The sequence below is a fragment of the Microbacterium sp. VKM Ac-2870 genome (assembly GCF_015350795.1).
GTDB lineage: Bacteria > Actinomycetota > Actinomycetes > Actinomycetales > Microbacteriaceae > Microbacterium.
Genome location: NZ_JADKSH010000002.1, coordinates 96,087 through 119,316, shown reverse-complemented (window position 1 = coordinate 119,316; position 23,230 = coordinate 96,087). Strand labels below are relative to the sequence as shown.

19 protein-coding genes are annotated in these 23,230 nt (G+C 70.1%); 5 read left to right on the top strand and 14 right to left on the bottom strand.

Annotated elements, in window-relative coordinates; all coding sequences use genetic code 11:
- Positions 1-73: 73 nt before the first annotated feature.
- The 3 genes from ITJ43_RS04470 to ITJ43_RS04460 all read right to left on the bottom strand — a co-directional run bounded on the left by ITJ43_RS04470 (position 74) and on the right by ITJ43_RS04460 (position 2,251).
- The gene (locus tag ITJ43_RS04470; protein ID WP_194582641.1) at positions 74-739 is read right to left on the bottom strand and encodes a spermidine/putrescine ABC transporter substrate-binding protein; all 666 of its coding nucleotides are present in this window, start codon (positions 737-739) and stop codon (positions 74-76) included.
- Between the two features lie 94 nt (positions 740-833).
- Positions 834-1,334 (bottom strand): hypothetical protein, encoded by a 501-nt coding sequence (locus tag ITJ43_RS04465; RefSeq protein ID WP_194582640.1) that lies wholly within the window; start codon positions 1,332-1,334, stop codon positions 834-836.
- Positions 1,334-2,251, bottom strand: coding sequence for an ABC transporter (locus ITJ43_RS04460; protein WP_194582639.1), 918 nt, complete (start codon positions 2,249-2,251; stop codon positions 1,334-1,336). Before ITJ43_RS04460 ends, ITJ43_RS04465 begins: the two co-directional genes overlap by 1 nt.
- Positions 2,252-2,378: 127 nt before the next feature.
- Between ITJ43_RS04460 and ITJ43_RS04455 the strand changes: the two genes are divergently transcribed.
- Positions 2,379-3,041: a hypothetical protein gene (locus ITJ43_RS04455; RefSeq protein ID WP_194582638.1), complete on the top strand. Its 663-nt coding sequence runs from the start codon at positions 2,379-2,381 to the stop codon at positions 3,039-3,041.
- Positions 3,042-3,046: 5 nt separating this feature from the next.
- On the opposite strand, the gene ITJ43_RS04450 is transcribed toward ITJ43_RS04455, so the two are convergent.
- From ITJ43_RS04450 to ITJ43_RS04430, 5 genes are all read right to left on the bottom strand, one after another.
- Positions 3,047-3,643 carry a hypothetical protein gene (locus ITJ43_RS04450; protein ID WP_194582637.1) on the bottom strand — a complete coding sequence of 199 codons (597 nt, stop codon included), beginning with the start codon at positions 3,641-3,643 and terminating at the stop codon, positions 3,047-3,049.
- A gap of 271 nt (positions 3,644-3,914) precedes the next feature.
- Positions 3,915-7,790, bottom strand: coding sequence for a DNA-directed RNA polymerase subunit beta' (rpoC, locus tag ITJ43_RS04445; RefSeq protein WP_194582636.1), 3,876 nt, complete (start codon positions 7,788-7,790; stop codon positions 3,915-3,917).
- 102 nt (positions 7,791-7,892) lie between these two features.
- Positions 7,893-11,393, bottom strand: coding sequence for a DNA-directed RNA polymerase subunit beta (gene rpoB, locus ITJ43_RS04440; protein ID WP_194582635.1), 3,501 nt, complete (start codon positions 11,391-11,393; stop codon positions 7,893-7,895).
- Between the two features lie 273 nt (positions 11,394-11,666).
- The gene (locus ITJ43_RS04435) at positions 11,667-13,265 is read right to left on the bottom strand and encodes a 5-oxoprolinase/urea amidolyase family protein (RefSeq protein ID WP_194582634.1); all 1,599 of its coding nucleotides are present in this window, start codon (positions 13,263-13,265) and stop codon (positions 11,667-11,669) included.
- A gap of 13 nt (positions 13,266-13,278) precedes the next feature.
- On the bottom strand, positions 13,279-14,034 hold the full coding sequence (locus ITJ43_RS04430) for a LamB/YcsF family protein (protein WP_194582633.1): 756 nt from the start codon (positions 14,032-14,034) through the stop codon (positions 13,279-13,281).
- Between the two features lie 244 nt (positions 14,035-14,278).
- Here ITJ43_RS04430 and ITJ43_RS04425 point away from each other — a divergent pair, with 244 nt between their 5' ends.
- The 3 genes from ITJ43_RS04425 (at position 14,279) to ITJ43_RS04415 (ending at position 16,309) form a co-directional block, all read left to right on the top strand.
- Complete coding sequence (locus ITJ43_RS04425) at positions 14,279-15,142, top strand: spermidine synthase (protein ID WP_194582632.1); 864 nt, start codon at positions 14,279-14,281, stop codon at positions 15,140-15,142.
- Between the two features lie 106 nt (positions 15,143-15,248).
- Entirely contained in the window at positions 15,249-15,770 is a 522-nt protein-coding gene (locus ITJ43_RS04420; RefSeq protein WP_194582631.1) for a hypothetical protein, read from the top strand.
- Between the two features lie 29 nt (positions 15,771-15,799).
- Positions 15,800-16,309, top strand: a complete 510-nt coding sequence (locus ITJ43_RS04415) for a SprT-like domain-containing protein (protein WP_194582630.1) — start codon at positions 15,800-15,802, stop codon at positions 16,307-16,309.
- 96 nt (positions 16,310-16,405) lie between these two features.
- On the opposite strand, the gene ITJ43_RS04410 is transcribed toward ITJ43_RS04415, so the two are convergent.
- Positions 16,406-17,047 carry a 2-phosphosulfolactate phosphatase gene (locus ITJ43_RS04410; protein WP_194582629.1) on the bottom strand — a complete coding sequence of 214 codons (642 nt, stop codon included), beginning with the start codon at positions 17,045-17,047 and terminating at the stop codon, positions 16,406-16,408.
- A gap of 37 nt (positions 17,048-17,084) precedes the next feature.
- On the opposite strand from ITJ43_RS04410, the gene ITJ43_RS04405 reads away from it, so the two are divergent.
- Complete coding sequence (locus ITJ43_RS04405) at positions 17,085-17,597, top strand: hypothetical protein (RefSeq protein ID WP_194582628.1); 513 nt, start codon at positions 17,085-17,087, stop codon at positions 17,595-17,597.
- 60 nt (positions 17,598-17,657) lie between these two features.
- On the opposite strand, the gene ITJ43_RS04400 is transcribed toward ITJ43_RS04405, so the two are convergent.
- The 5 genes from ITJ43_RS04400 to ITJ43_RS04380 all read right to left on the bottom strand — a co-directional run bounded on the left by ITJ43_RS04400 (position 17,658) and on the right by ITJ43_RS04380 (position 23,149).
- Positions 17,658-19,136 carry an ABC transporter permease gene (locus ITJ43_RS04400; RefSeq protein ID WP_194582627.1) on the bottom strand — a complete coding sequence of 493 codons (1,479 nt, stop codon included), beginning with the start codon at positions 19,134-19,136 and terminating at the stop codon, positions 17,658-17,660.
- The gene (locus tag ITJ43_RS04395; protein WP_194582626.1) at positions 19,133-19,894 is read right to left on the bottom strand and encodes an ABC transporter ATP-binding protein; all 762 of its coding nucleotides are present in this window, start codon (positions 19,892-19,894) and stop codon (positions 19,133-19,135) included. The genes ITJ43_RS04400 and ITJ43_RS04395 overlap by 4 nt, the downstream gene beginning before the upstream one ends.
- A gap of 98 nt (positions 19,895-19,992) precedes the next feature.
- Entirely contained in the window at positions 19,993-20,649 is a 657-nt protein-coding gene (locus ITJ43_RS04390) for a response regulator (RefSeq protein ID WP_194582625.1), read from the bottom strand.
- Entirely contained in the window at positions 20,646-21,890 is a 1,245-nt protein-coding gene (locus tag ITJ43_RS04385; RefSeq protein WP_194582624.1) for a sensor histidine kinase, read from the bottom strand. The genes ITJ43_RS04390 and ITJ43_RS04385 overlap by 4 nt, the downstream gene beginning before the upstream one ends.
- Before the next feature lie 68 nt (positions 21,891-21,958).
- Positions 21,959-23,149: an ROK family transcriptional regulator gene (locus tag ITJ43_RS04380; protein ID WP_194582623.1), complete on the bottom strand. Its 1,191-nt coding sequence runs from the start codon at positions 23,147-23,149 to the stop codon at positions 21,959-21,961.
- Positions 23,150-23,230: the final 81 nt, after the last annotated feature.

The following is a 23,230-nucleotide window of genomic DNA, read 5'->3' as shown; positions in this document are numbered from 1 at the left end:
GAAGACCTGGCCATGCTAACAAAGGCGCCCCGCGAACCCCCGCGCCGGGCCGTCGTCGGCCGGCGGATGCCGCTCAGAGTTCGGGCAGCCCGGGGTCGGCGTGGGGATCGAACGGCGCATCGAGCGAACGCGTGAGCTCTTCGAGCATCGCGGCGATCTGCGGTTCGACGTACTGGGCGATCGCGGCCTGGATGCGAAGGCGATGGTGCAGCAGCACCGCGCATACCTCACGGCCGATCATGTTGGCGTAGTCGTCGGCGAGGCTCACCTCCTGCCGCAGAGCGGCCTTCGCCTCGTCGGTGAGCGGCGGCAGAGACGGCACGTCGGCATCCGCCTGCTCGGCAAGACCCCCGACGGTGAACAGGAACGGGGCGCCAGGAAGCGGCTCGGGGTCGAGCGGCAGCCCCTCGAACTCGGGGTCGAGGCCTTCGGCAGGACGGTAGCTGCGGGCACGGTTGCGCGCGGCCTGCTGGTCGAGCTCGGTCTGCAGCATCGGCAGGTTGCGCGCCGTGTACTCCGCGACGGCGTGATCGACGATGGTCTTGATGCGGGTCGACAAGCCGTGCTGAACACCGTGCGGTACGTCGGAGCCCAGGCCCGCGGCCGACAGGATGGGCGAACCGAAACAGCGGCGGCACGGAGCGACACGACCGCGGTGGGTGGCGGGCTCCCAGCGCGGCAGCCATCGCAGCCAGGCGTCCACCGCCTGGCTGACCTGGGTCTCGATCGACCGCTCCACGGCTCCATTGTTGCGGTTGTGGGCCGATCACGGCGGATTTGCGGGCATCGGCGGCGTGTGGGCCGTCCGGCAGCCAGCTCAACGGAGCCGAAATCTATGACTCGTCGCGCTCCCAGGGCCACCGCGGACGCCCTGCAGCCGTGCGGACAAGCGCGATGGCCACCCACGCGCAGACCAGCGCCGCGGACGCCAGAACGACTGCGAACCACGACGTCGCGAAGGCACCGATGGCCGCTGCCGTCCGCGCGGCATCCGTGCCGGAGAACACCGCTCCCAGGAGCACCCCGAAGAGGTACGCGAGGAAGGTCGCGACCGCGACGGTGGGAACCGCGACGTAGCGGGCCCGACGGGGACGTACGGCCGCCCAGGTGGTGAGCCCGAAGACGACGACCGCGAGTACTGTCCCGCCCACACCCGGAAGTTGCCCGAGCCCGGCGACGGGCAGCACGTCTGCACCGGAGAACAGGCTCAGCATGCCGAAACCGGCGACCACGAGAGCGAAGAAGCCGACAAGGGCGAACGCGGTCGCGACGAGCGGGGTGACGCCTCCCCCGCGTTCGCCGGCGCCCTGCCCACCGGGGTCCGGGGTGGACATCAGCTTTGGTGCAGCCGGGGCCCCGCCTCGAGCGTGCGCTCATACTCGCGCTGGGCCTCGTCGTTGATCTCGGTGATGCGCTTGCCGCGCGCCGCGACCCAGGCTCCGAACCAGATCGTGAGTTCACGGCCGAGCACGAACGCGACGATCGCGAGCGGGGCGAGCAGCTGGTCGTGCACGAGGTCGGCACCCTGACGCGCCGTGAGAGTCCAGAACGGGGCCTGGAAGAGTTGGCCGAGCAGGTGACCGAGGTAAGCGACCACGCCGACGAGCAGGCCGAAGATCACCCAGTGACCCCAGCGCCCACGATTGATGATGGCGCCCAGCAGCCAGAAACCGATGAAGAAGACGACCACCGGAACCCACAGCCACCACGACTGCACCGCGGCCAGCGCCGCAGTGCCGACGTTGGCGCCGGTGACCTCTCCGGAGACGGCCTTGAGCGCGAGCGCCGCACCCAGGTACAGCACGCCGAAGACGACCGCGGCCAGCAGGCCGATCGCACCCGCGGCACCGCGGTTGCCCCGCAGGCGCGGCGGCTCGGGGGCCTGGACGAAGATCGGCTGCGGAGCGGGAGCCGGCGCGACGACCGGCACGACGGGAACCACGGGCTCGGCGACCGCGACGGTCTCTGCATCTGAACTCGAGTACGCGCCCGGAACATAGGCCTCGTCCACCGGGTCATCGGCGTAGGACGAGCCGTGGGTGGACTCGGCGCGGGTGGGTGCGTCGATGTGCGTGGTGGCGGCATCCGCCGCGGGGGCGTCGTGCGAGACGGGCTCGTCGACGGCGACCTCGCGAGAGACCGCCTCGGCGTCGGCGAGGCCTGCATGGGCGCTCGCGACGGCGTCGTCGACCGACGCGGTCTCGACCGGGGTCGGCTCCTCGATCGGGTCGCCGTACTTGGGGTCGCTCATGGCGTGTGCTCCTCACGCGGGGCGTGCGCCGCCGCAGAGCGAGCGTAACGCCCACCCTCCGCGGCGGCCGGGAGCCATGCCGACGTGTCTCGACGTGCGATGCCGATCCGCCGCTTATCGTGGCCCCATGACCGTTCGTCGACGCCTCGCCGCCCTCGCGCTCTCACTCGTCGCCGCGGCCGCGCTGAGCGCCTGCGCCGGCGTCCCCGACGGCGGCGCCACGACGGGTACCGGCACCGCAGCCGTGGCGGCACCGACCCCCACGCCGAGCATGACGATCGCGCCGTTCCCGATGGGCCCGTCCACCTCGACGACGGCGCTGCCCGCCAACCTCCCCCAGGGATGCCGTGATCTGCTCACCTCGACCGTGCTGCAAGAGCTCGACGGGGTACCTCTGAACGCCGAGGGTATGGGCGGCGGCATCCGCGCCGACAGCACCCGCGTGTGCGTGTGGGGCGAGCCCGGCGCCGTCGGCACGCGCCTGGTGACCCTCATCGGGTACTCCCCCGACCAGGAGGCGCGCGACGCTCTCTACGCCCTCGGCAGCCAGGGCTACACATGCTACGAGCCTCATGGCGGCATCCGCTGCGAGAAGACGTGGCAGTCCGCCACGCTCCCCGTCGAGGAGGGCCGCACGCTCTTCTACCGCGACGGGGTCATCGTCGACACGCAATACACGAACCTCGCTCCGGCCGGCTACACCGACGCCGTCATCGATGCGCTCTGGCCTCCAGCCGGCTCGGCGCCGCGCACGCCGGCACCCGCGCCCAGCCCGTCCGCGACCCGGTAGTCCGGTCAGCCCCAGACGCGTTTCGCCGTACGGCTGACGTAGTCGGTGGGATGCCAGCCGCTCTCGCTCGTCGACAACCAGCGGCCACCACCCGCCTCGATGGTCTCGGTGAGATCGCCATCGGTACGCGCGCAGCGGGTGCGCTCACCCTGCGACGTGCACGTGAAACCCGCGGCCGGCAACGCCGAGGCGGCGATGGGACCGGCATCCGTGGGGACGGTGGCCAGTGTCGTGGCGACCGTGCCGGCGTCGGCGTGCCAGGTGCAAGTCAGCGAGACCTGGGGCTTGAGCGCTGTGACCAACTGTGCGGCGGTCGTGGTGGGCGGATCGGTCGAGGGCGTCATCGCCGCTCCCTGTGTGAACCGCAGCGCCGCCCACAGCGCCTGATCGTAGAGCTGGGCGCACGTGGTCGGAACCCCGCCGGCGTCGGCGTCGGCCACGGCGGGAGTCGAGGTCGCGGGGCGCTGCACGGCCTCGCCCACCCACGAGACGGATGCCGGGATCATCGGGATGGCGAGCGCGGCCAAGACGCCGACGGTCGCCGCGCATCCGATGCCGACGACCCACGCGAAAATGGCATTTCTGCCGCCGACCCGGGCCATGCCCCCAGGCTAACTCGACCCCTCCGTCGCGACCCGCAATGATCCGCTCGAGCCGCCACGTTTCGTGCGTGCGGATCGTGGCGGCCCGGGCGAAACGTGGCGGCTCTCGGGAGGAGGTGCGGCCGCGAGGACGAGGAAGGGCCCCAGGAGATTGTCCTGGGGCCCTTCGGGTCTGCGTCGCGTCAGCGACTCAGTTGTTCTCGCGACTGGGTTGCTCGACAACCTCAATCGGCTCGGTCGAACGAGCGAGCTCGTTCTCCGCTCGCCTCAATCAGTTGTACGTGCCGGGCGTGAAGTCGTCCGTCGAGAAGCTGTCGAAATCGACGTAGCTCAGGTCGGCGTCGCTGTACGCGCCGTCCGAGGCGAAGATGCGGTTGGGGTACCGCTCGCTCTTGGCCTCCTCCGTCGCCTCGACCACGACATTGCGGTACTTCGCAAGGCCGGTGCCGGCGGGGATGAGCTTTCCGATGATGACGTTCTCCTTGAGGCCGACGAGCGGGTCGCTCTTGCCCTCCATGGCCGCCTGCGTCAGAACGCGGGTGGTCTCCTGGAACGATGCCGCCGACAGCCACGACTCCGTCGCGAGCGACGCCTTCGTGATACCCATCAGCTCCGGACGACCCGACGCGGGGCGCTTGCCCTCCGCCACGGCCTCGCGGTTGATCTGCTGGTAGCGCTTGAAGTCGACCAGCTCACCCGGAAGCAGCGTCGTGTCGGCGTGGTCGACCACGGTGACCTTCCGCAGCATCTGGCGAACGATGACCTCGATGTGCTTGTCGTGGATCGGCACACCCTGCGAGCGGTAGACGCCCTGGACGCCGTTGACGAGGTACTTCTGCACCTCGCGGGCACCCATGACACGCATGACCTCCTTGGGGTCGAGCGTGCCCACCAGGATCGGCTGGCCGACCGTGACGCGCTGTCCGTCCTCGACCAGCAGCGTCGCGCGCTTCAGGACGGGGTAGACGTGCGGCTCGTCGCCGTTGTCGGGCGTCAGGATGACCTTCTTGGCCTTGTCGGTCTCATCGATCTTGATGACACCCTCGGCCTCGGCGATCGGGGAGGCACCCTTGGGGGTACGCGCCTCGAACAGCTCCTGCACGCGGGGCAGACCCTGTGTGATGTCGTCGGCCGACGCGGAACCACCGGTGTGGAAGGTACGCATCGTCAGCTGCGTGCCGGGCTCACCGATCGACTGGGCCGCGATGATGCCGACAGCCTCTCCGATGTCGACGAGCTTGCCGGTCGCGAGCGAACGGCCGTAGCAGCTCGCGCAGACACCGACGGCCGACTCACAGGTGAGCACCGAGCGCACCTTGATCGTCTCGACACCGGCGGCCACGAGCTTGTCGATGAGCACGTCGCCCACGTCGTCTCCGGCCTCGGCGACGATCTCGCCGGACGGCGCGACCACCTCGGCGGCGAGCGTACGGGCGAACACCGAGTTCTCGACGTTCGCGTCGCGCACCAGGGTGCCGTCGGCACCCGCAGCGGCGATCGTGAACTCGAGGCCCTTGGAGGTGCCGCAGTCGTCCTCACGGATGATGACGTCCTGCGAGACATCCACGAGGCGTCGCGTCAGGTAACCCGAGTCGGCGGTACGGAGGGCCGTGTCGGCCAGACCCTTACGGGCACCGTGCGTCGCGGTGAAGTACTCCGCGACCGACAGCCCCTCGCGGTACGAGGAGATGATCGGGCGGGGCATGATCTCACCCTTGGTGTTGTTGACCAGGCCTCGGATACCGGCGATGTTACGGATCTGCAGCCAGTTACCACGGGCGCCCGAGCTCACCATGCGGTTGATGGTGTTGTCGGCCGGGAAGTTGGCCTTCATCGCCGCCTGCACCTCGTCGGTCGCCTCGGTCCAGATCTTGATCTGCTCCTGACGACGCTCGGCGTCGGTGACGAGACCCTTCTCGAACTGGCCCTGGACCTTCTGCGCCTGCTTCTCGTACTTGGCGATGATCTCGCCCTTGTTCGGCGGGGTCAGGATGTCGCTGAGCGCGACCGTGACACCCGAACGCGTGGCCCAGTAGAAACCGGCATCCTTGATGCGGTCCAGCGATGCCGCGACCTCGACCTTGGGGTATTCCTCGGCCAGCTTGTTGACGATCTGCGACAGCTTGCCCTTGTCGGCCTGCTCGCGAACGAACGGGTAGCCCTTGGGCAGCGTGTCGTTGAAGATCGCCTGACCGAGCGAGGCGTCCACGAGGCCGTGGCGCTCGTAGCCCTCGGGGGCTTCGCCCTCGAGGAAGCTCAGACCGCGGATGCGGATGCGCACCTTGGCCTGCAGGTCGAGGGTTCCTTCGTCCTTGGCCAAGATCGCCTCGCCGACCGAACCGAACACGCGGCCCTCGCCCTTCGCACCCTCGATGACCGTGGTCAGGTGGTGCAGGCCGATGATCATGTCCTGCGAAGGCAGGGTGACCGGGCGGCCGTCGGAGGGCTTGAGGATGTTGTTCGACGCGAGCATCAGCACGCGGGCCTCGGCCTGAGCCTCGACCGACAGCGGCAGGTGCACAGCCATCTGGTCACCGTCGAAGTCCGCGTTGAACGCGGCACACACGAGCGGGTGCAGCTGGATGGCCTTGCCCTCCACGAGCTGAGGCTCGAAGGCCTGGATGCCGAGGCGGTGCAGCGTGGGCGCACGGTTGAGCAGCACGGGACGCTCGCGGATGATCTCCTCGAGCACGTCCCAGACCTCGGGACGCGTGCGCTCGACGGCGCGCTTGGCGGCCTTGATGTTCTGCGAGTGACCGAGGTCGATCAGGCGCTTGATCACGAACGGCTTGAACAGCTCGAGGGCCATCTGCTTGGGCAGACCACACTGGTGCAGCTTGAGCTGCGGGCCGACGATGATGACCGAACGACCCGAGTAGTCCACGCGCTTGCCGAGCAGGTTCTGACGGAAGCGACCCTGCTTGCCCTTGAGCATGTCGGACAGCGACTTCAGGGCACGGTTGCCGGTACCGGTGACGGGGCGACCACGGCGGCCGTTGTCGAACAGTGCGTCGACGGCCTCCTGCAGCATCCGCTTCTCGTTGTTGACGATGATCTCGGGGGCACCGAGGTCGATCAGACGACGAAGACGGTTGTTGCGGTTGATCACACGGCGGTACAGGTCGTTCAGGTCGCTGGTGGCGAAGCGGCCACCGTCGAGCTGGACCATCGGGCGCAGCTCCGGCGGGATCACCGGGACGACGTCCAGAACCATGGATGCCGGGCTCATGCCCGTCTGCAGGAACGAGTTGACGACCTTGAGGCGCTTGATCGCACGGATCTTGCGCTGGCCCTTGCCCTCGGAGATCTGAAGGTGCAGCGACTCGGACTCGGCGGCCAGGTCGAACGCCTGGAGGCGACGCTGGATCGACTCCGCACCCATGTAGGCCTCGAAATACTGACCGAAGCGGTCCTGCAGCTCGTGGAAGACGTCGTCCTCCTGCTTGAGCTGACCCACGGCGAGGCCGCGGAACTCGTCCCACATGCGCTCGAGCTTGGCGACCTGGTCGTCCGCATTCTTGCGGATCGACGCCATCTCCTTCTCGGCGGCGTCCTTGACCTTCTTCTTCTGGTCGGCCTTGGCCCCCTCGGCCTCGAGAGCAGCAAGCTCCTCTTCGAGGGTCGACAGACGCGCGGCGACGCGGGCGTCGCGACGGTCGGCGAGGTTCTTGATCTCGAGGCGCAGGTTGGCCTCGTGGGTCGGCATGTCGCGGTGGCGAGCATCTTCGTCGACCGAGATCACCATGTAGGCGGCGAAGTAGATGACCTTCTCGAGGTCCTTCGGCGCCATGTCGAGCAGGTAGCCCAGGCGCGAGGGCACGCCCTTGAAGTACCAGATGTGCGTGACGGGGGCGGCGAGTTCGATGTGGCCCATGCGCTCACGGCGCACCGAGCTCTTGGTGACCTCGACGCCGCAACGCTCGCAGACGATGCCCTTGAAGCGGACACGCTTGTACTTGCCGCACGCGCACTCCCAGTCGCGCGAGGGTCCGAAGATCTGCTCGCCGAACAGACCGTCCTTCTCGGGCTTGAGGGTGCGGTAGTTGATGGTCTCGGGCTTCTTTACCTCGCCGAACGACCAACGACGGATGTCGTCAGCGGTGGCAAGGCCGATGCGAAGCTGATCGAAAGTGGTGGACTCGAGCACTGGTTCTCCTGTGTCTCAGAAAGCTCTGTAAATCGGTGGTGCTTCGACGGGCTCAGCGGCCGGAGGCCGGAGGCTCAGCGGGTGCTGAGCCCGTCGAAGGAGTCAGATCTCGTCGATGGACGAGGACTCGAAACGGCTGGAGATGTTGATGCCGAGCTCTTCCGCAGCGCGGAACGCCTCATCGTCGGTGTCACGGAGGTTGACAGGCGTGCCGTCGGCCGAGAGGACCTCGACGTTCAGGCAGAGCGACTGCATTTCCTTCATGAGCACCTTGAACGATTCGGGGATGCCGGGCTCCTGGATGTTCTCGCCCTTGACGATGGCCTCGTAGACCTTCACGCGGCCGACGATGTCGTCGGACTTGATCGTCAGGAGCTCCTGGAGCGCGTACGCGGCACCGTAGGCCTCGAGGGCCCACACCTCCATCTCACCGAAGCGCTGGCCACCGAACTGCGCCTTACCACCGAGCGGCTGCTGGGTGATCATCGAGTACGGGCCCGTCGAACGCGCGTGGATCTTGTCGTCCACCAGGTGGTGCAGCTTCAGGATGTACATGTAGCCGACCGAGACGGGCGCCGGGAACGGCTCGCCGGAGCGGCCGTCGAACAGCGTCGTCTTGCCCGAGCTGCCGATGAGGCGCTCGCCATCGCGGTTGGGGAGCGTCGAGTCGAGCAGACCCGCGATCTCCGCCTCGTGCGCACCGTCGAACACCGGGGTCGCCACCTTGGTACCGGGGGCGGCCTCGCGAGCCTCCACAGGCAGGTGCGCAGCCCACTCGGGGGTGCCTTCGACCTTCCAGCCCTGCTTGACGATCCACCCGAGGTGGGTCTCGAGCACCTGGCCGAAGTTCATGCGACCGGGGATGCCGAGCGGGTTGAGCACCACGTCGACGGGCGTGCCGTCGGCGAGGAACGGCATGTCCTCGACGGGCAGGATCTTCGCGATGACGCCCTTGTTGCCGTGACGGCCGGCGAGCTTGTCACCCTCGGTGATCTTGCGCTTCTGGGCGATGTAGACCACGACGCGGCGGTTGACGCCCGAGCCGAGCTCGTCGTCGCCGTCCTCGGCGTTGAACTCCTTCACCGCGATGATCGTGCCCTGCTCACCGTGGGGAACCTTCAGCGAGGTGTCACGGACTTCGCGGCTCTTCTCGTTGAAGATCGCGCGGAGCAGGCGCTCCTCGGCGGACAGCTCGGTCTCACCCTTGGGCGTGACCTTGCCGACGAGGATGTCACCGGGGCGAACCTCGGCGCCGATGCGGACGATGCCGCGCTCATCGAGGTCCTTCAGCAGGTCAGGGCTGACGTTGGGGAGGTCACGGGTGATCTCCTCCTTGCCGAGCTTCGTGTCGCGAGCATCCACCTCGTACTCCTCGATGTGGATCGAGGAGAGGGTGTCGTTCTTGACGAGGTCCTGGCTGAGGATGATGGCGTCCTCGAAGTTGTGACCCTCCCACGTCATGAACGCGACGAGCAGGTTCTTTCCGATGGCCAGCTCGCCGTTCTCGGTGGCGGGGCCGTCGGCGATGACTTCGCCGACCTCGACCCGGTCGCCCGCCGAAACGATGACGCGCTGGTTGTAGGAGTTGCCCTGGTTGGAGCGGTCGAACTTGCGGAGGAAGTAGTCCTTCGTGCCGCCCTCGTCGAGCTGCACGGTGACGACGTCGGCGGAGACCTCCATGACGACACCGGCCTTGTCGGCGGTGATGACGTCACCGGCGTCGATCGCGGCGTAGCCCTCCATACCGGTTCCGACGAACGGCGAGTCGCTGCGCAGCAGCGGCACGGCCTGACGCTGCATGTTCGCACCCATGAGGGCACGGTTCGCGTCGTCGTGCTCGAGGAACGGGATGAGGGAGGTACCGACCGACACCATCTGGCGCGGCGAGACGTCCATGTAGCCGATCTCGTCGGCGTGGAACAGGTCGACCTCGCCACCCTTACCGCGGCGGGCGAGCACGCGGTCGGTCGCGAACTTGTTCTCGGCGGTCAACTCGACACCGGCCTGAGCGACGATGTAGTCGTTCTCCTCGGATGCCGTGAGGTAGTCGATCTGGTCGGTGACCTTGCCGTCGACCACGCGACGGTACGGCGTCTCGATGAAGCCGAACGCATTGATACGGGCGAACGACGCGAGCGAGCCGATGAGGCCGATGTTCGGGCCTTCCGGGGTCTCGATCGGGCACATGCGGCCATAGTGCGAGGGGTGCACGTCGCGGACCTCGACGCCCGCGCGCTCACGCGACAGACCACCGGGGCCCAGCGCCGACAGGCGCCGCTTGTGGGTCAGACCCGCGAGCGGGTTGTTCTGGTCCATGAACTGCGACAGCTGCGACGTTCCGAAGAACTCCTTGATCGCGGCGACGACGGGGCGCACGTTGATCAGGGTCTGCGGCGTGATCGCTTCGATGTCCTGCGTGGTCATGCGCTCGCGGACGACGCGCTCCATGCGGGACAGACCGGTGCGGACCTGGTTCTGGATGAGCTCGCCGACGGCGCGGATGCGACGGTTGCCGAAGTTGTCGATGTCATCGATGTCCAGGCGGATCTCGGCGGGCTGGCCGTTGCGGACGCCCGGAAGCGTCGCGTCGCCGTTGTGCAGGGCGACGAGGTACTTGATCGTCGCGACGATGTCGTCGACGGTGAGCACCGAGTCGCTCAGCGGCTTGTCGAGGCCGAGCTTCTGGTTGATCTTGTAGCGACCCACCTTGGCCAGGTCGTAGCGCTTCGGGTTGAAGTAGAAGTTGTCCAGCAGGGCGCGCGCGGCCTCGGCGGCCACCTGCTCGCCCGGACGGAGCTTGCGGTAGATGTCGCGAAGGGCGTCTTCCTTGGTGAGGATCGTGTCCTTGCTCAGCGTGTCGGCGATCGACTCGTAGCCGGCGAACTGCTCGAGGATGTCTTCGCTGGACAGGCCGAGGGCCTTGAGGAAGACGGTGACCGACTGCTTGCGCTTACGGTCGATGCGCACGCCCACCTGGTCGCGCTTGTCGATCTCGAACTCGAGCCAGGCGCCACGGCTGGGGATGACGCGGGCCGAGACGATGTCCTTGTCACTGGTCTTGTCGGGGGTCTTGTCGAAGTAGACACCCGGGCTGCGGACCAGCTGCGAGACGACGACACGCTCGGTGCCGTTGATGATGAAGGTTCCCTTGCCGGTCTGCAGCGGGAAGTCGCCCATGAAGACCGTCTGGGTCTTGATCTCACCGGTGAGGTGGTTCATGAACTCGGCCTCGACGTACAGCGGGGCGGCGTAGGTCTTGCCGCGCTCCTTGCACTCTTCGATCGAGTACTTCTCGGGTTCGAGGTAGGGGTTCGTGAAGCTCAGCTGCATCGTTTCGCCGAGGTCCTCGATGGGCGAGATCTCCTCGAAGATCTCCTCGAGGCCACTGGTCTCGGGCACGTCGGTGCGGCCGGCTTCCTTCGCCTCTGCCACACGGGCCTTCCAGGCGTCGTTACCGACGAGCCAGTCGAAGGATTCCGTCTGCAGCGCGAGAAGGTCGGGGACCGTCAGCGTGTCGGAGATCTTGGCGAACGACAGACGCGAAGCGCCGCGGCCGTTCTTGGGGGTGGTGGTGGAATTGGTTGCGTTGCGCGCAGCAGCCAAGGGGATTACCTCCATGAGCCCGGGCGGGGGCTGGTTTCCTTGTCGTCAGGTGGAGTGCTCCGTTCCTCTCCTGCGCAACACGCCCCGACGAGACGGGGGCACGTTCATTCAACGCAGGCACAAGCCGACCACCATATGAGGGCATGGGGGAAGGGAGCGCAACTACCTACTATAGCCCGCGCGACGCGCCATGTCCAGTCGATTCTTGACGAGCCTCGGATGCTGCGGTATAAACGCGCGGACGTGTCCTTCAGAGGCCCCTCGGCGACGGGTTCAGAGGATGCCGCGGGTGTGCCGGAAGCGGATGCGGGTGCCCGGCCGCGCCTGCCCGAGCGCATCGCGATCGGCATCCGTCACCACCGCGACGACGGGATAGCCGCCCGTGACGGGACCGTCCGGACCGAGGATCACGGGGCGACCGTCGGGCGGTACCTGGATCGCGCCGGGCAGCATCCCTTCGCTCGGCAGTTCCTCCGTCCCGTCCGGGCGCTCGGCACGGACGAGCGGCGGACCGTCGAGACGGATGCCGACACGATCGGCCTGCGCCGACACCGTCCACACCTGGCGGAACAGCGGATCGAGACTGACGAATCGATCGGCGCGCGGTCCGGGAGCGAGCGTGATCTCAAGCTCCGCCGCCGGCGGGCCCCAGGGCCGAAGGTCGGCGGCGGGCACGGGTCCGAAGACGTCGTGGCCGACCTCGAGCACGTCCCCCGCACGGAGAGGGGGCGGGCCGAGACCCGCGAGGGTGTCGCTCGCCCGCGATCCGAACAGCGACCGGGCGACGACGCCGCCGCGCACGGCGAGGTAGGCGCGGGCGCCGTGGTCGAACCAGTCGATCGCCAGCTCCGCCCCCGCCGGCCAGCGGTGCGCCGCGTAGGGGTCGAGCGCACGCCCGTCGAGGCAGATCGCGCCCCAGGCCCCCGCGATCGCGAACCACAGGTCGTCGGCGGATGCCGCGGCATCCCGCACCGCACGGAACCCGCCCATCGTCACCTCGATGCCCGCCGCGTGCTCCGCGGTGCCGACGAGACGATTGGCGGCGCGCAGCGCGGCACGGTCGGCGGCGCCGGAGACCGCGACTCCCGCCGCGAGGGCGCCGGTTCGCCCCTGATCCTGGACGGTGGCCAGAAGTCCGGGGACGAGCACGCGGATCCCGCCGTCTCGCGCGCGGGACGGCGGCGGCGCGGAAGGGGCGATGCGGGCCGGCGTCGGCGACGTCGACGCGGCTCCCGGGACGAAGCGGACCGCGTCGCCGGGCCGCAGCAGGGCGGGGGCCGCGGCATCCGGGTCGAACAGCACCGCCGACGTCGTGCCGATGAGCTGCCACCCTCCGGGCGTCGCCCGCGGGTACGCACCCGAGAAGCGTCCGGCGAGCGCGACGGAGCCGGCCGGCACCCGCGACCGCGGGCGCGAGCGCCTCGGCACGTCGTAGGGCCATTCCTCGCTCACGAGATAGCCGAACCCGGGTGCGAAACCGGTGAAGGCGACCGTCCACCGGGCCGCCACGTGCTCCGCGATCAGGCGCGCTGCGCTGATCCCGAGCTCGGCGGCAAGGACCTCGAGGTCATCGCCGTCGTAGACGACCGGCACCTCGACGGTGCGCGGCGGCGCCGCCGGGTGCTGAGCCGCGCTGTCCGCCGCCGCCGCCGCGACCCACGCTCGCGCCGTCGCGAGCGGCAGCGTCGCGGGGTCGACGACGACCAGCACTGTCGCCGCCGCGGGCACGAGATCGACGACACCCGGCATCAGCGTCGCCGTGAGCCGCGCGTGCAGGGCGAGAACCGCGGCCAGGTCGTCCACTTCGCCGAGGACCGCCCGCTCGCCGAAGCTCCGGAGGCGGATGCCCTCGCTCATCACCGTGTCGCTCATCGGGCCGCCACCCCTACCAGGGCGGGGCGATCTCGACGCCCGCGGCATCCAGAGCGACGCGCACCGCCCGGGCCATCTCCACCGCGCCCGGCGAGTCGCCGTGCAGGCACAGCGAAACCGCGCCCGTCACGACGAGACGGCCGTCGACCGCCTCCACCACGCCGTCGCGGGCCAGGCCCACGGCGCGCGCCGCAACCTGTTGCACATCGCGCAGGAGCGCGCCGGCCTCGCCGCGCGGCACCAGCGTGCCGTCGGAGCGGTAGCCGCGATCGAGGAACGCCTCCGGCAGGAAGGGCAGGCCCGCACGGGCCGCTTCGGCGGCGATGACACCGTCCAATCCTAGGATCGGCAACGCGCGGCCGAGTGCGACGGACAGTTCGGCAACGGCGTCCACGACGGCGCGCGCGTGCGCCGCCTCGCCCCGGACCGCGTGGTAGAGCGCGCCGTGCGGCTTCACGTAGCGGATGTCGGCGCCCGCGGCGGCGAGCGCCCGGAGCTGGTCAGCGAGGCTCGCCCGAAGATGGGCCTCCGCCATCGCGAGGCGCGTACGCCCGAACCCGGCGCGGTCGGGGTACGACGGGTGCGCCCCGATCGCGACACCCGTGCGCGTCGCGCGCTCGACGGCGGCCCGCATGGCCTCGACGTCGCCAGCATGGCCTCCGCACGCGATCGACGCGCTCGAGATGAGCGCGAACATCGCGTCGTCGTCGGCCGTGGGCACCCCATCGACCGTTTCGCCGAGATCGGCGTTGAGATCGATGGCCGCCACGATCCGAGCGTACCGGCGTTCGCGCGGGCCGTGCCGGCGCTCTCGCGCAGGGCTCACCCCCGCCGATCTGCGTTCCGTATTCAGTCTCCGCGCGCGCCGTCCGCTCCCCGACCCGCGGAAACACGCACCGCGGGCGCACCGCGGTCACGAGACCGCACCGCAGGGACTGAATACGGAACGCGAACGCGGCGGCTCGCGCCGCGGCCCGGCTCGCGGCGCGCCGACCCGCGACTAGCGTGGACACATGGCCCGTGCGCACGTGGAGGATGGCGGCCCGCAGGTGCGCCTGTCGGACGGAACGATCGCGCGGGTCGTGCCCAGCCGGTACGCCGGCGGCCATGAGCTCGACGTCGACGGCACCCCGCAGTCCCACGTGGACCTCGACGACCCGAGCCACCTGCACTTCGAGTACATCGCTCGCATGGGCGCGGTGATCGACCGGCTCCGGATGCCGGGACAGCCCCTCACCGCGATCCACCTCGGCGCGGGCGCCCTCACTCTTCCCCGCTACGTCGAGCACACCCGGCCGGGCTCGCGTCAACAGGTGATCGAGCTGGAGCAGCCGCTCATCGATCTCGTGCGCGCCGAACTGCCGCTGCCTCGCGGCGCGCAGGTGCGGGTGCGCATCGGCGACGCGCGCGACGTCGCGAGCAGGCTGCCGGCCGGCCTGCAGGGCGCGGCCGACCTCGTCGTGTCGGACGTGTTCGCCGGCGCCCAGACGCCCGCGCACCTCACGACCGTCGAGTACTTCCGCATCCTTGCCGGTCTGCTCGCGCCCGACGGTGTGCTCCTGGTGAACGTGGCCGACGGGGCGGGGCTGGCCTTCGCCCGCCGCGAGGTGGCCACCGTCCGCGCCGTGCTGCCCGAAGTGATCGTGCTCGCCGAGGTGCAGACACTCAAGGGGCGCCGCTTCGGCAATCTCGTCATCGCGGCCTCGCCGAGCCCACTGCCGGTGGAGTGGCTGCCCCGCCTGATGGCCGCCGGCCCGCACCCGGCGAAGGTCGCTCAGGGGGCCGAGTTGGACGAGTTCGTGCGCGGGGCACGCGTGGCGACGGATGCCGACGCCACCGCATCACCGAAGCCCGCCGCCTCGGTTTTCGAGCGCTGAGAATGCGCACGAGCGGCGTGTGCAGACGCTCTCGTCGGCGCGACCGGGTGACACTGGATGAGCGCGCCGCACGACCGCGCGACCAGCACGACGAAGGGGGCTGCCGATGAGCTACATCAAGGGATACGACCCGCAGACCCTGCGCGAGATCGTCGAGCCCCACCGCTGTCAGGAACGTCTCGACGAGCTGGGAGACCAGCGGAGCCTCGCCGCCCTGCTGGAGCGCGTGTGGCTGCTGAAGGTGCTCGGCCGCCTCGAGGAGTCGCTCGTCGTGTCCGAGCAGTCGGTTCGGGTCGCACGGATGGGCGGCACCCGCAAAGACCTCCTGCGCGCCCGCATCCTGCACGCCACCGTGCTGCAGATGCGCGGCGCCTACGCGGCGGCGCACCAGGAACTGACGACGTGCGCCGAAGAGGCCGAGGGGCAGGGCTGGGCGGCCCTCGCCGCCTTCGCCTTCCAGCACCGCGGCAAGGTCAGTTACGACGCAGAGGACTTCGCAGAGGCGCGTGCCGATTTCAAGCGGGCCCTCTTCCTGCGTCAGCAGGCAGGCGCCCCGGAGGAGCAGCTGGAATCGACGCTGCTCGCCATCGAGGCCGCCGACCGTCGCCGCACGGCCGTCGCCAGCTGAGTGTCGCCGCTCTGAACTAACGTGTGCGCATGACCGATCTGGACGTCGTCCGGCGCGAGGCCGAGACGCTCATCCACGCGCATCTCGACGCGTCGTGGACGTTCGCGTTCGACAACGCCAAGCGGCGTGCGGGCGCCTGCGACTACACCCGGCAGCGCATCACCGTCTCGCGATATCTCGCGGCTCGGTACGACGATGAGACAAATCGGCAGACACTGCTGCACGAGATCGCGCATGCGCTCGCCGGACCCCGCGCCGGTCACGGATCCTCATGGAAACGCGTCGCCCGGACCTTGGGCTACACGGGGGGCACGACGCATCACGGCGAGACGGCGACCGAGCTCGCCCCCTGGGTGGGCATGTGCCCGGCCGGTCACGTCGCCTACCGCCACCGACGCGCCACGCGGCCGACATCGTGCGCGCGGTGCTCGCCCTCGTTCGATGACCGGTTCTTGTTCGCGTGGACGCGCCGCGAGATCTCGACAGCGACCCGACGGGCCGCGATGACCCCACGCGAAACGGTCGGCGCGGAGCGCTGACGTCTGCAGCGTGTTGCCTCCGGTCGCCTCGCGAGCGGCGCAGCCGCGAGTCGAACCGCCACTCGCGGGCCGCCACTCGCAGGCCGACCGCCGGCCTCAGACGTACGGCGAAAAGACGCCGTCTCGCAGCACCGGCGCGGATGCCGCGGCATCCACCGTCGCCGCGGCGAGCACCTCCTCGCGCACGCCGCGCTCGATCAGCTCCTGCCCCGATCCACTCGCGGTGAGCAGATGCCGCACGGCCGGGCGCAGCCCGCGGAACGCTTCGCAGGCGGCGGCCGCCTCGGGCGAGGTGTGGTCGATGCCGAGCGCACCGAGCGCATCGACCACGGCTCCCGCCCCCAACAGGTCCTCCACCGCGAAGCGCAACGCGGCATCCGCCTCCCGCGAGGCGAGTTCGCCGGCGGCCAGCACGAGGATGCTCGTCCGCGCCGCGCGGCGCTGCTGCTCCGCGAGCACCGCCCGCGCGACCGCGCTCGCACTCGCGAGAGCTCCCAGCAGCACGACCGCCCCGGTCTCGGCGGCACGCGCCGCCAGCGCGGCACCGTTCAGCGACACGGCGTGCGCGTCGGCATCCAGCGGCACCGTCTCACCGGCGTCGAGGCGGCGGGCCACCGTGCTCGAAAACCGCAGCACGTCGACGACGATCACGACATCCGACGGCGCGACGCGGACGAGGCCCTCGAGGCCCCAGTCCATACGCACCTGATATCGACCCTGATCGAAGAAAGAAGGCATTCCTCCAGGCTACGGGCGCGGATGCGAGACTGACGGCATGCGGATCATGCTGAAACTGGTGCTGGACTGCGATGCGGATGCCGCGTGGCGCGCGCTGCATTCTCCGCGCGCGGTCGCCGACCTCTACGGACCGTTCGTCGAACTCGTACCCATGGCGGCCGAAGGGATGCCGAACCGGCTCGAGCCGGGAGCCGACGTACCGGTGGAGATGACCCTCGGTGGCGCACTTGCGCTCGGTCAGCAGCTGATCCATGTGAGCGAACGGTTCACGAGCGACGCGAACGGGCGCGTGCGTGTCTTCCGTGACAGCGGTATTCCGCTGACGGGGCCCCTCGCGGCCCTCGACGTCTGGGACCACCAGATGGCCGTCGCGCCGGCGCCGGGCGATCCGACGAAGACGCTGTGGCGCGATCGCCTCGTGATCGGCGGGGCGGCGGCCGCTGCCCTGTGGCCTGTGCTGTGGGCGACCTGGCAATGGCGTGGCGCGCGGCTGCGCGCGCTCGCGCCGACGTGGGCGTACGACCCCGAGACGGCGGACGTCGACGACTGACGCGATCGCGCAGACGACCCGGGCGCCGCGGTCGAAGCCATGACCGCGGCGCCCGGCGTCTCACTCGGCGAGCGCTTCCACGGCTGTCACTCGCGTCGCCAGCCGAGTGGGCACCACCGTGGCGATGGCGGTGAGGACAGCGGTCGCGGCGACCACGATCAGCACCGGCACCACGGGGACGGCGGGCGCGACGAACGTGGGCGCCGAGAACGCCGGCGGCAACGACACCGCACCCAGCAGTGACTGCGCCGCCACCCACCCGTAGGCGATGCCGAGCACCAGCCCGAAGGCGAGCGCGGTGATGGTCACGTGCACGGCTTCGAGCAGCACGACGCGGCGGATCTGCCCCGACGTGAGCCCCAGCGCACGCAGCAGCCCGAGCTCGCGGCGTCGCTGCACCACGCCGATCGTGAGCAGGTTGACCAGTCCCACGGCCGCGATCACCGCCGACACGGCGACCAGGCCCATCATGATCGCCGCGAACGTGTCGAGCACGCGGTTCATCTCCGCCGGCGCCGTTCCGCCCGCCGCCGCCGTCATCACGGCTTTGACCGAGTCGCTGGCCACAGCGAACATCACGACGAGCGTCACGCCCATCACGACGCCGATGGCCATGCGGCTCGCACGCTCGGGGTAGCGAAGTGCGTTCTCGGCGGCCAGCCGTGCGGTCGTCGAGCGTCCGAAAAGGCGCCCGGTCGCACGCAGCAGCGGCGGCATGACCAGCACGGCGCCGAGCGCCAGGCCGGTGAAGGAGAGGATGCCGCCGAAGAAGGCGACGACGACCCCGAGCGGGGAGACGAACCCCACGAGCACGCCGGCGGCCAGCAGCGCCGCACCGACGACGAACAGCACGATGGCGGCGGCGTTGCGCCCGCGGGATTGGGACTGCTCGTGGGTACGCGGCGCCGAGCCGGCGAGCGCCTGCAGGGGCGTCACCGTCAGCACGCGGCGAGATCCGCTCCACGCCCCGGCCCACGTCGTGAGCGCCACCACCGCGGCCGGAACCAGCATCACCGGCTGCAGCACGCTGTATCCCGGAGAGATGCCGAGGGCCATGTCGGCGACGCGCAGCAGCACCGCAGCCGCGGCGATGCCGACCATGAGCCCGATGCTCGCGCCGATCGCGCCCACGATCAGCCCCTGACGGCCGACCTCCCGGCGCTGCGTGCGCGCAGAGGCTCCGATCAGGCGCATCATGGCGATCTGGCGGGTGCGGCCCGCGATGATCGTCGCGAAGGTGTTGGCGGTCACGATCGCGGCGACGTAGACCGCGACGCCGACCAGCAGAACACTGAGGATGCCGAGCACGGCGGCGACGGTGGCACTGTCGCCGAGGTAGGGATCGCTCCGCGCCCACGCGGCGATGTAGCCGGTCGCCGTCAGCAGCAGCACGCCGAACGCCGCGGAGATGGCCGCAACGAGGATCGTCGCCCCCATCCCCCGCTCGCGCAGCCAGGCGAACGATCCGCGGGCGGATCGCAGTTCGGCATCCGCTCCACCGCCGGGCCGTGCGCCGATGTCGGCGACCACGGCACTCATGCCGCCACCTCCGCGGCGAGCATGAACGCCGACACCTGCTCGGCGGTCTGCTTCGGCTTGTCGGCGACGACGCGGCCGTCGCCGAGGAACAGCACCCGGTCGGCGTGGGCCGCCGCAACCGGATCGTGGGTCACCATGGCGATGGACTGCCCGTGCTGCCGACTCGCGGCGGCGAGCAGCGCGAGCACTTCGCGGCTCGAACGCGAATCCAGGTTGCCGGTGGGCTCGTCGGCGAAGACCAGGTCGGGCGCCGTCGCGAGCGCACGGGCGATGGCGACGCGTTGCTGCTGACCGCCGGAGAGCTCGTGCGGGCGGTGAGTGAGCCGCTGCCGCAGGCCCAGGGTATCGATGAGGTTGTCGATCCGTGCTCGCTCGAGCGCGGTGGGCCGACGCCCGTCGAGGTCGAACGGCAGCAGGATGTTGGCGAGCGCGTCCAGCGTCGGCACCAGGTTGAAGGCCTGGAAGACGAAGCCGATGCGGCGGCGGCGCAGAATGGTCAGCTCGAGGTCGGACAGTGCGGTGATCTCGGTGTCGCCGATCCAGGCACGGCCGCTGGTCGCGGCATCCAGCCCGGCCATGATGTGCATGAGCGTCGACTTACCCGAGCCCGAGGGGCCCATGATGGCGGTGAACTCTCCGCGGCGGATGCCGACGGTGACACCGTCGAGCGCACGGACCCCGGTCTCACCGGTTCCGTAGGTCTTCGTGAGGCTGTGGACGCGGGCAGCGAGCCCGAGGTCGGTGGTCGTGATCTCCATGCCTTCGACGCTACGGACGCGCCTCTGCCGCCGCGTCGGCCCGGGGTCGCGCACGTGTACATCGCGAGGATGACCGGCGGTCCGCCGCCCGGGCGGGGTCAGGCGAGGCCGTGCTCGAACGCGAACACGACGAGCTGCACGCGGTCGCGCAGCGTCAGCTTGCTGAGGATGCGGCTGATGTGTGTCTTCACGGTCGCTTCCGACAGGAACTCGCGTTGGGCGATCTCGGCGTTGGACAGGCCGCGGGCGGCGAGGGCGAAGATCTCCCGTTCGCGCTCGGTCAGCGCGGCGAAAGCCGGCGGCACCGTGCGGGCGGGCTCGGAGAACTGCGCGAACAGCTCGCGCGTGGCAGCGGCGGCGATGACGGCCGAGCCGGACTGCACCGTGCGAATCGCCGCGAGCAGGAACTCGGGGTCGGCATCCTTCAGCAGGAAGCCGCTCGCTCCCTGGCGGATGGCGCGCGCGGCCGCCTCGTCGAGGTCGAACGTCGTCAGCATGACGATGCGCGGAGGGTCCGCGCCCAGCGTCGGATCGGCCAGCAGCTCGGCCGTCGCGGCGAGGCCGTCCATTACCGGCATGCGGATGTCCATGAGTACGACATCGGGCCGCGTGGCGCGGACCACGCGCACGCCCTCGGCGCCGTCACCCGCCTCGCCGACGACCGTCAGGTCGGCCTGCGAGTCGATCACCATGCGGATGCCGGCGCGGAACAGGGCCTGGTCATCGACGAGGACGACACGGATCGGAGCGCTCATGCGCGTCCACCCGCGGCGATCGGCAGGCTGGCGCGCACCACGAACTGCGTTCCCTGGCGAGCGGCGTCGAAGGTACCACCGGCCAACTGGGCACGCTCGCGCATGCCGATGAGGCCGTGCCCGCGGGACTCGCCCGCCGTCCGCTCACTGGGCAGACCCGGCAATCCGGGCAGAGCGGGGCTGACCGGCTCGACCGGAGCCACGGGGTTGCTGACGCTCACCTGCACCCTCTCAGGGTGCCACGCGAGGTCGACGCTGACCTGGGCATCCACGCCGTGGCGGAGCGCATTGGTGAGCGCTTCCTGCAAGATCCGGTACACCGCCAGCTGGACAGCGGCCGGGATCTCGCTCGCCGGGGCCGGGTCGACATCGACGCGCAGCACGACCCCCGCGGCGCGCACCTGAGCGTAGAGCTGTTCGAGGTCGGCGAGCGTCGGCTGCGGGCCCTCCGCCTGGGTGTGGCGCAGCTGGGTCAGCAGCATCCGCACGTCGGACAGCGCAGCGCGAGCGGTCGTCGAGATGGTGCCGAGGGTCACCGCGGCCACCTCGGGATCGGATGCCGCGGCGTAGCGGGCACCGTCCGCCTGCGCGATGACGACGGCGAGCGAATGAGCGACGACGTCGTGCATGTCGCGGGCGATGCGCGTGCGCTCCGCCTCGGCGGCGGCGGCGCTCTCGGCACGTTCCTGGGCGCGACGGTTCTCTCGCGCGCGAACACTCGTGCGCACCAGTGCGCCGGTCGTCCACGACAGCAGCAGCGCGAAGGCCGCAGACACGAAGGCCGCGGCGGTGGCGAAGACGTAGGTGCCGATGCCGTTCGAGGCCGATTGCCCGAGGACGAGCGGTATGACGACGAGGTACGTGGCGATCGCCACGGCACCGATCAACGATGAGGCGAGCCCGAACCAGAAGGTGCGACGGGCGCCGTAGGCCGCCGTCGTGTACAGCACGCCGAAGATGACGACGTTGCCGGGCAGCGGCGGAAGCCCCATCGCCATCTGCAAGAGCGCCGCCGTCCAGCAGACGACGAGAGCGAGCTCGGGTGAGAGCCGGCGAATGGCGCCGGCGGCCGCATAGCCCAGCGTGAGCAGCAGCGCCACGATCAGCGCGAGACGCGGCGGGAGCATCGCCGATCGGATCGAGTCCCACGGCGCGAGGGTCGCCACCACCGCGAACATCGCGAACACGCCGGCCGCGACGATGTCGACGGTCAGCTGCGTACGGGTCAGCGCGCGGAACACGTTTCGACGCTACGCGACGGCGGTGTGTCGCGGCATCCATCGCGGGATGTATTGCCGTCGGCGCCGCCTCAGCGGATCGCTCCCCCCGCGGCGGGGTCGGCCAGTGCCCTGTCGAAGAGCGGTTCGGTGGCTCCCACCAGCTCGAGGCGCGAGCGCAGGGCGGCGCGTTCGATGCGCACGCTCCGCCGGAACTCGCTGAGCGTTCGTGACGACACCTCCACCGAGAGGCGCTCGCGGCCGACCGACAGCAGCGACCCGAGGAACCCGCCCAGAACGACCATCCTCGGGTTGAACAGGTGAATGAAGGTCGACAACCCCTCGGCGAGCAGCGAGGTCTGCCTCGTGACCTCGGCGAGCAGTCGCGGATCGCGGGAGGTGCCGAGCTCGATGTCGAGCTCGTCCTGGTCGATCGTGGAACGGCCGAGGATCTCGAGCAGGCCGTCCAGACTCACTTCGGCTTCGAGACAGCCGCGACGCCCGCACCGGCAGTGTGCGCCGCCGGTGCGCACGAGGGTGTGGCCGAGTTCTGCCGCGTAGCCGGAGGCGCCCTGCAACGGCACCCCGCCGACGATGACCCCACCGCCGATTCCGCTGGCGTGACCGGCGACGTAGACGACGTCGTCGATTCCCCGCGCCACTCCGAACCGCGCCTCGGCGATGCCCTCCAGGGAGCAGTCGTTGCCCACGAGCACGGGGATGCCGAGCGCGCGCTCCAACTGCGTGCCGATCGCCACGCCCGACCACCCCAGTCGCGGAGTCCATCGCACATCTCCCGACTCGGCATCCACGAGTCCAGGAACGGCGACTCCGATGCCGATGATGCTCCGTTCCGCGCGCTCCAGGCGAAAACCATCGACGACGGAGCCGACGGTGCGCACGGCTTCGGCAGGGGTCGGCGGGGTGCGGACGTCGACGCGGATGCGGCGCAGCAGCTCCCCGCCGAGACCGACCAGACCCACCGTGATCGCGTCGGCGTCGATGTGCACACCGACGGCGGCGAAGGCGCGTCCGGGCATGACGATCGGGCTCGGCCGACCGATACGACCGCTCGGAGCCGGCGCCTCCTCCGTGACCCAGCCCCGGTCGGCCAACTCGCCGATCAGCCCCGCCATCGCCGAGCGGCTCAAACCGGTCTGCGCGGTGAGTTCGGCGCGGCTCAGCGGACCGGAGCGGTGCACCAGCGTGGACACGAGAGCGAGGTTGTTGCCCCGGAGAGTTGCATTGCTGGTCGCGGCGACCGGGGCGGCGGGGATGTTCATCGCGACTCATCCTCTCGTGTCCCGCGTGAGGGACGGATCCACGGGGGTTGCTCGGGCCGTGTCCGAACAACCCCGGGAGGG

Coding starts and splice junctions, on each gene's coding strand:
- ITJ43_RS04465 (WP_194582640.1), bottom strand. CDS start 1,334: ATGTCCACCCCGGACCCCGGTGGGCAGGGCGCCGGCGAACGCGGGGGA.
- ITJ43_RS04460 (WP_194582639.1), bottom strand. CDS start 2,251: ATGAGCGACCCCAAGTACGGCGACCCGATCGAGGAGCCGACCCCGGTC.
- ITJ43_RS04455 (WP_194582638.1), top strand. CDS start 2,379: ATGACCGTTCGTCGACGCCTCGCCGCCCTCGCGCTCTCACTCGTCGCC.
- ITJ43_RS04450 (WP_194582637.1), bottom strand. CDS start 3,643: ATGGCCCGGGTCGGCGGCAGAAATGCCATTTTCGCGTGGGTCGTCGGC.
- ITJ43_RS04435 (WP_194582634.1), bottom strand. CDS start 13,265: ATGAGCGACACGGTGATGAGCGAGGGCATCCGCCTCCGGAGCTTCGGC.
- ITJ43_RS04425 (WP_194582632.1), top strand. CDS start 14,279: ATGGCCCGTGCGCACGTGGAGGATGGCGGCCCGCAGGTGCGCCTGTCG.
- ITJ43_RS04420 (WP_194582631.1), top strand. CDS start 15,249: ATGAGCTACATCAAGGGATACGACCCGCAGACCCTGCGCGAGATCGTC.
- ITJ43_RS04415 (WP_194582630.1), top strand. CDS start 15,800: ATGACCGATCTGGACGTCGTCCGGCGCGAGGCCGAGACGCTCATCCAC.
- ITJ43_RS04410 (WP_194582629.1), bottom strand. CDS start 17,047: ATGCCTTCTTTCTTCGATCAGGGTCGATATCAGGTGCGTATGGACTGG.
- ITJ43_RS04405 (WP_194582628.1), top strand. CDS start 17,085: ATGCGGATCATGCTGAAACTGGTGCTGGACTGCGATGCGGATGCCGCG.
- ITJ43_RS04400 (WP_194582627.1), bottom strand. CDS start 19,136: ATGAGTGCCGTGGTCGCCGACATCGGCGCACGGCCCGGCGGTGGAGCG.
- ITJ43_RS04395 (WP_194582626.1), bottom strand. CDS start 19,894: ATGGAGATCACGACCACCGACCTCGGGCTCGCTGCCCGCGTCCACAGC.
- ITJ43_RS04390 (WP_194582625.1), bottom strand. CDS start 20,649: ATGAGCGCTCCGATCCGTGTCGTCCTCGTCGATGACCAGGCCCTGTTC.
- ITJ43_RS04380 (WP_194582623.1), bottom strand. CDS start 23,149: ATGAACATCCCCGCCGCCCCGGTCGCCGCGACCAGCAATGCAACTCTC.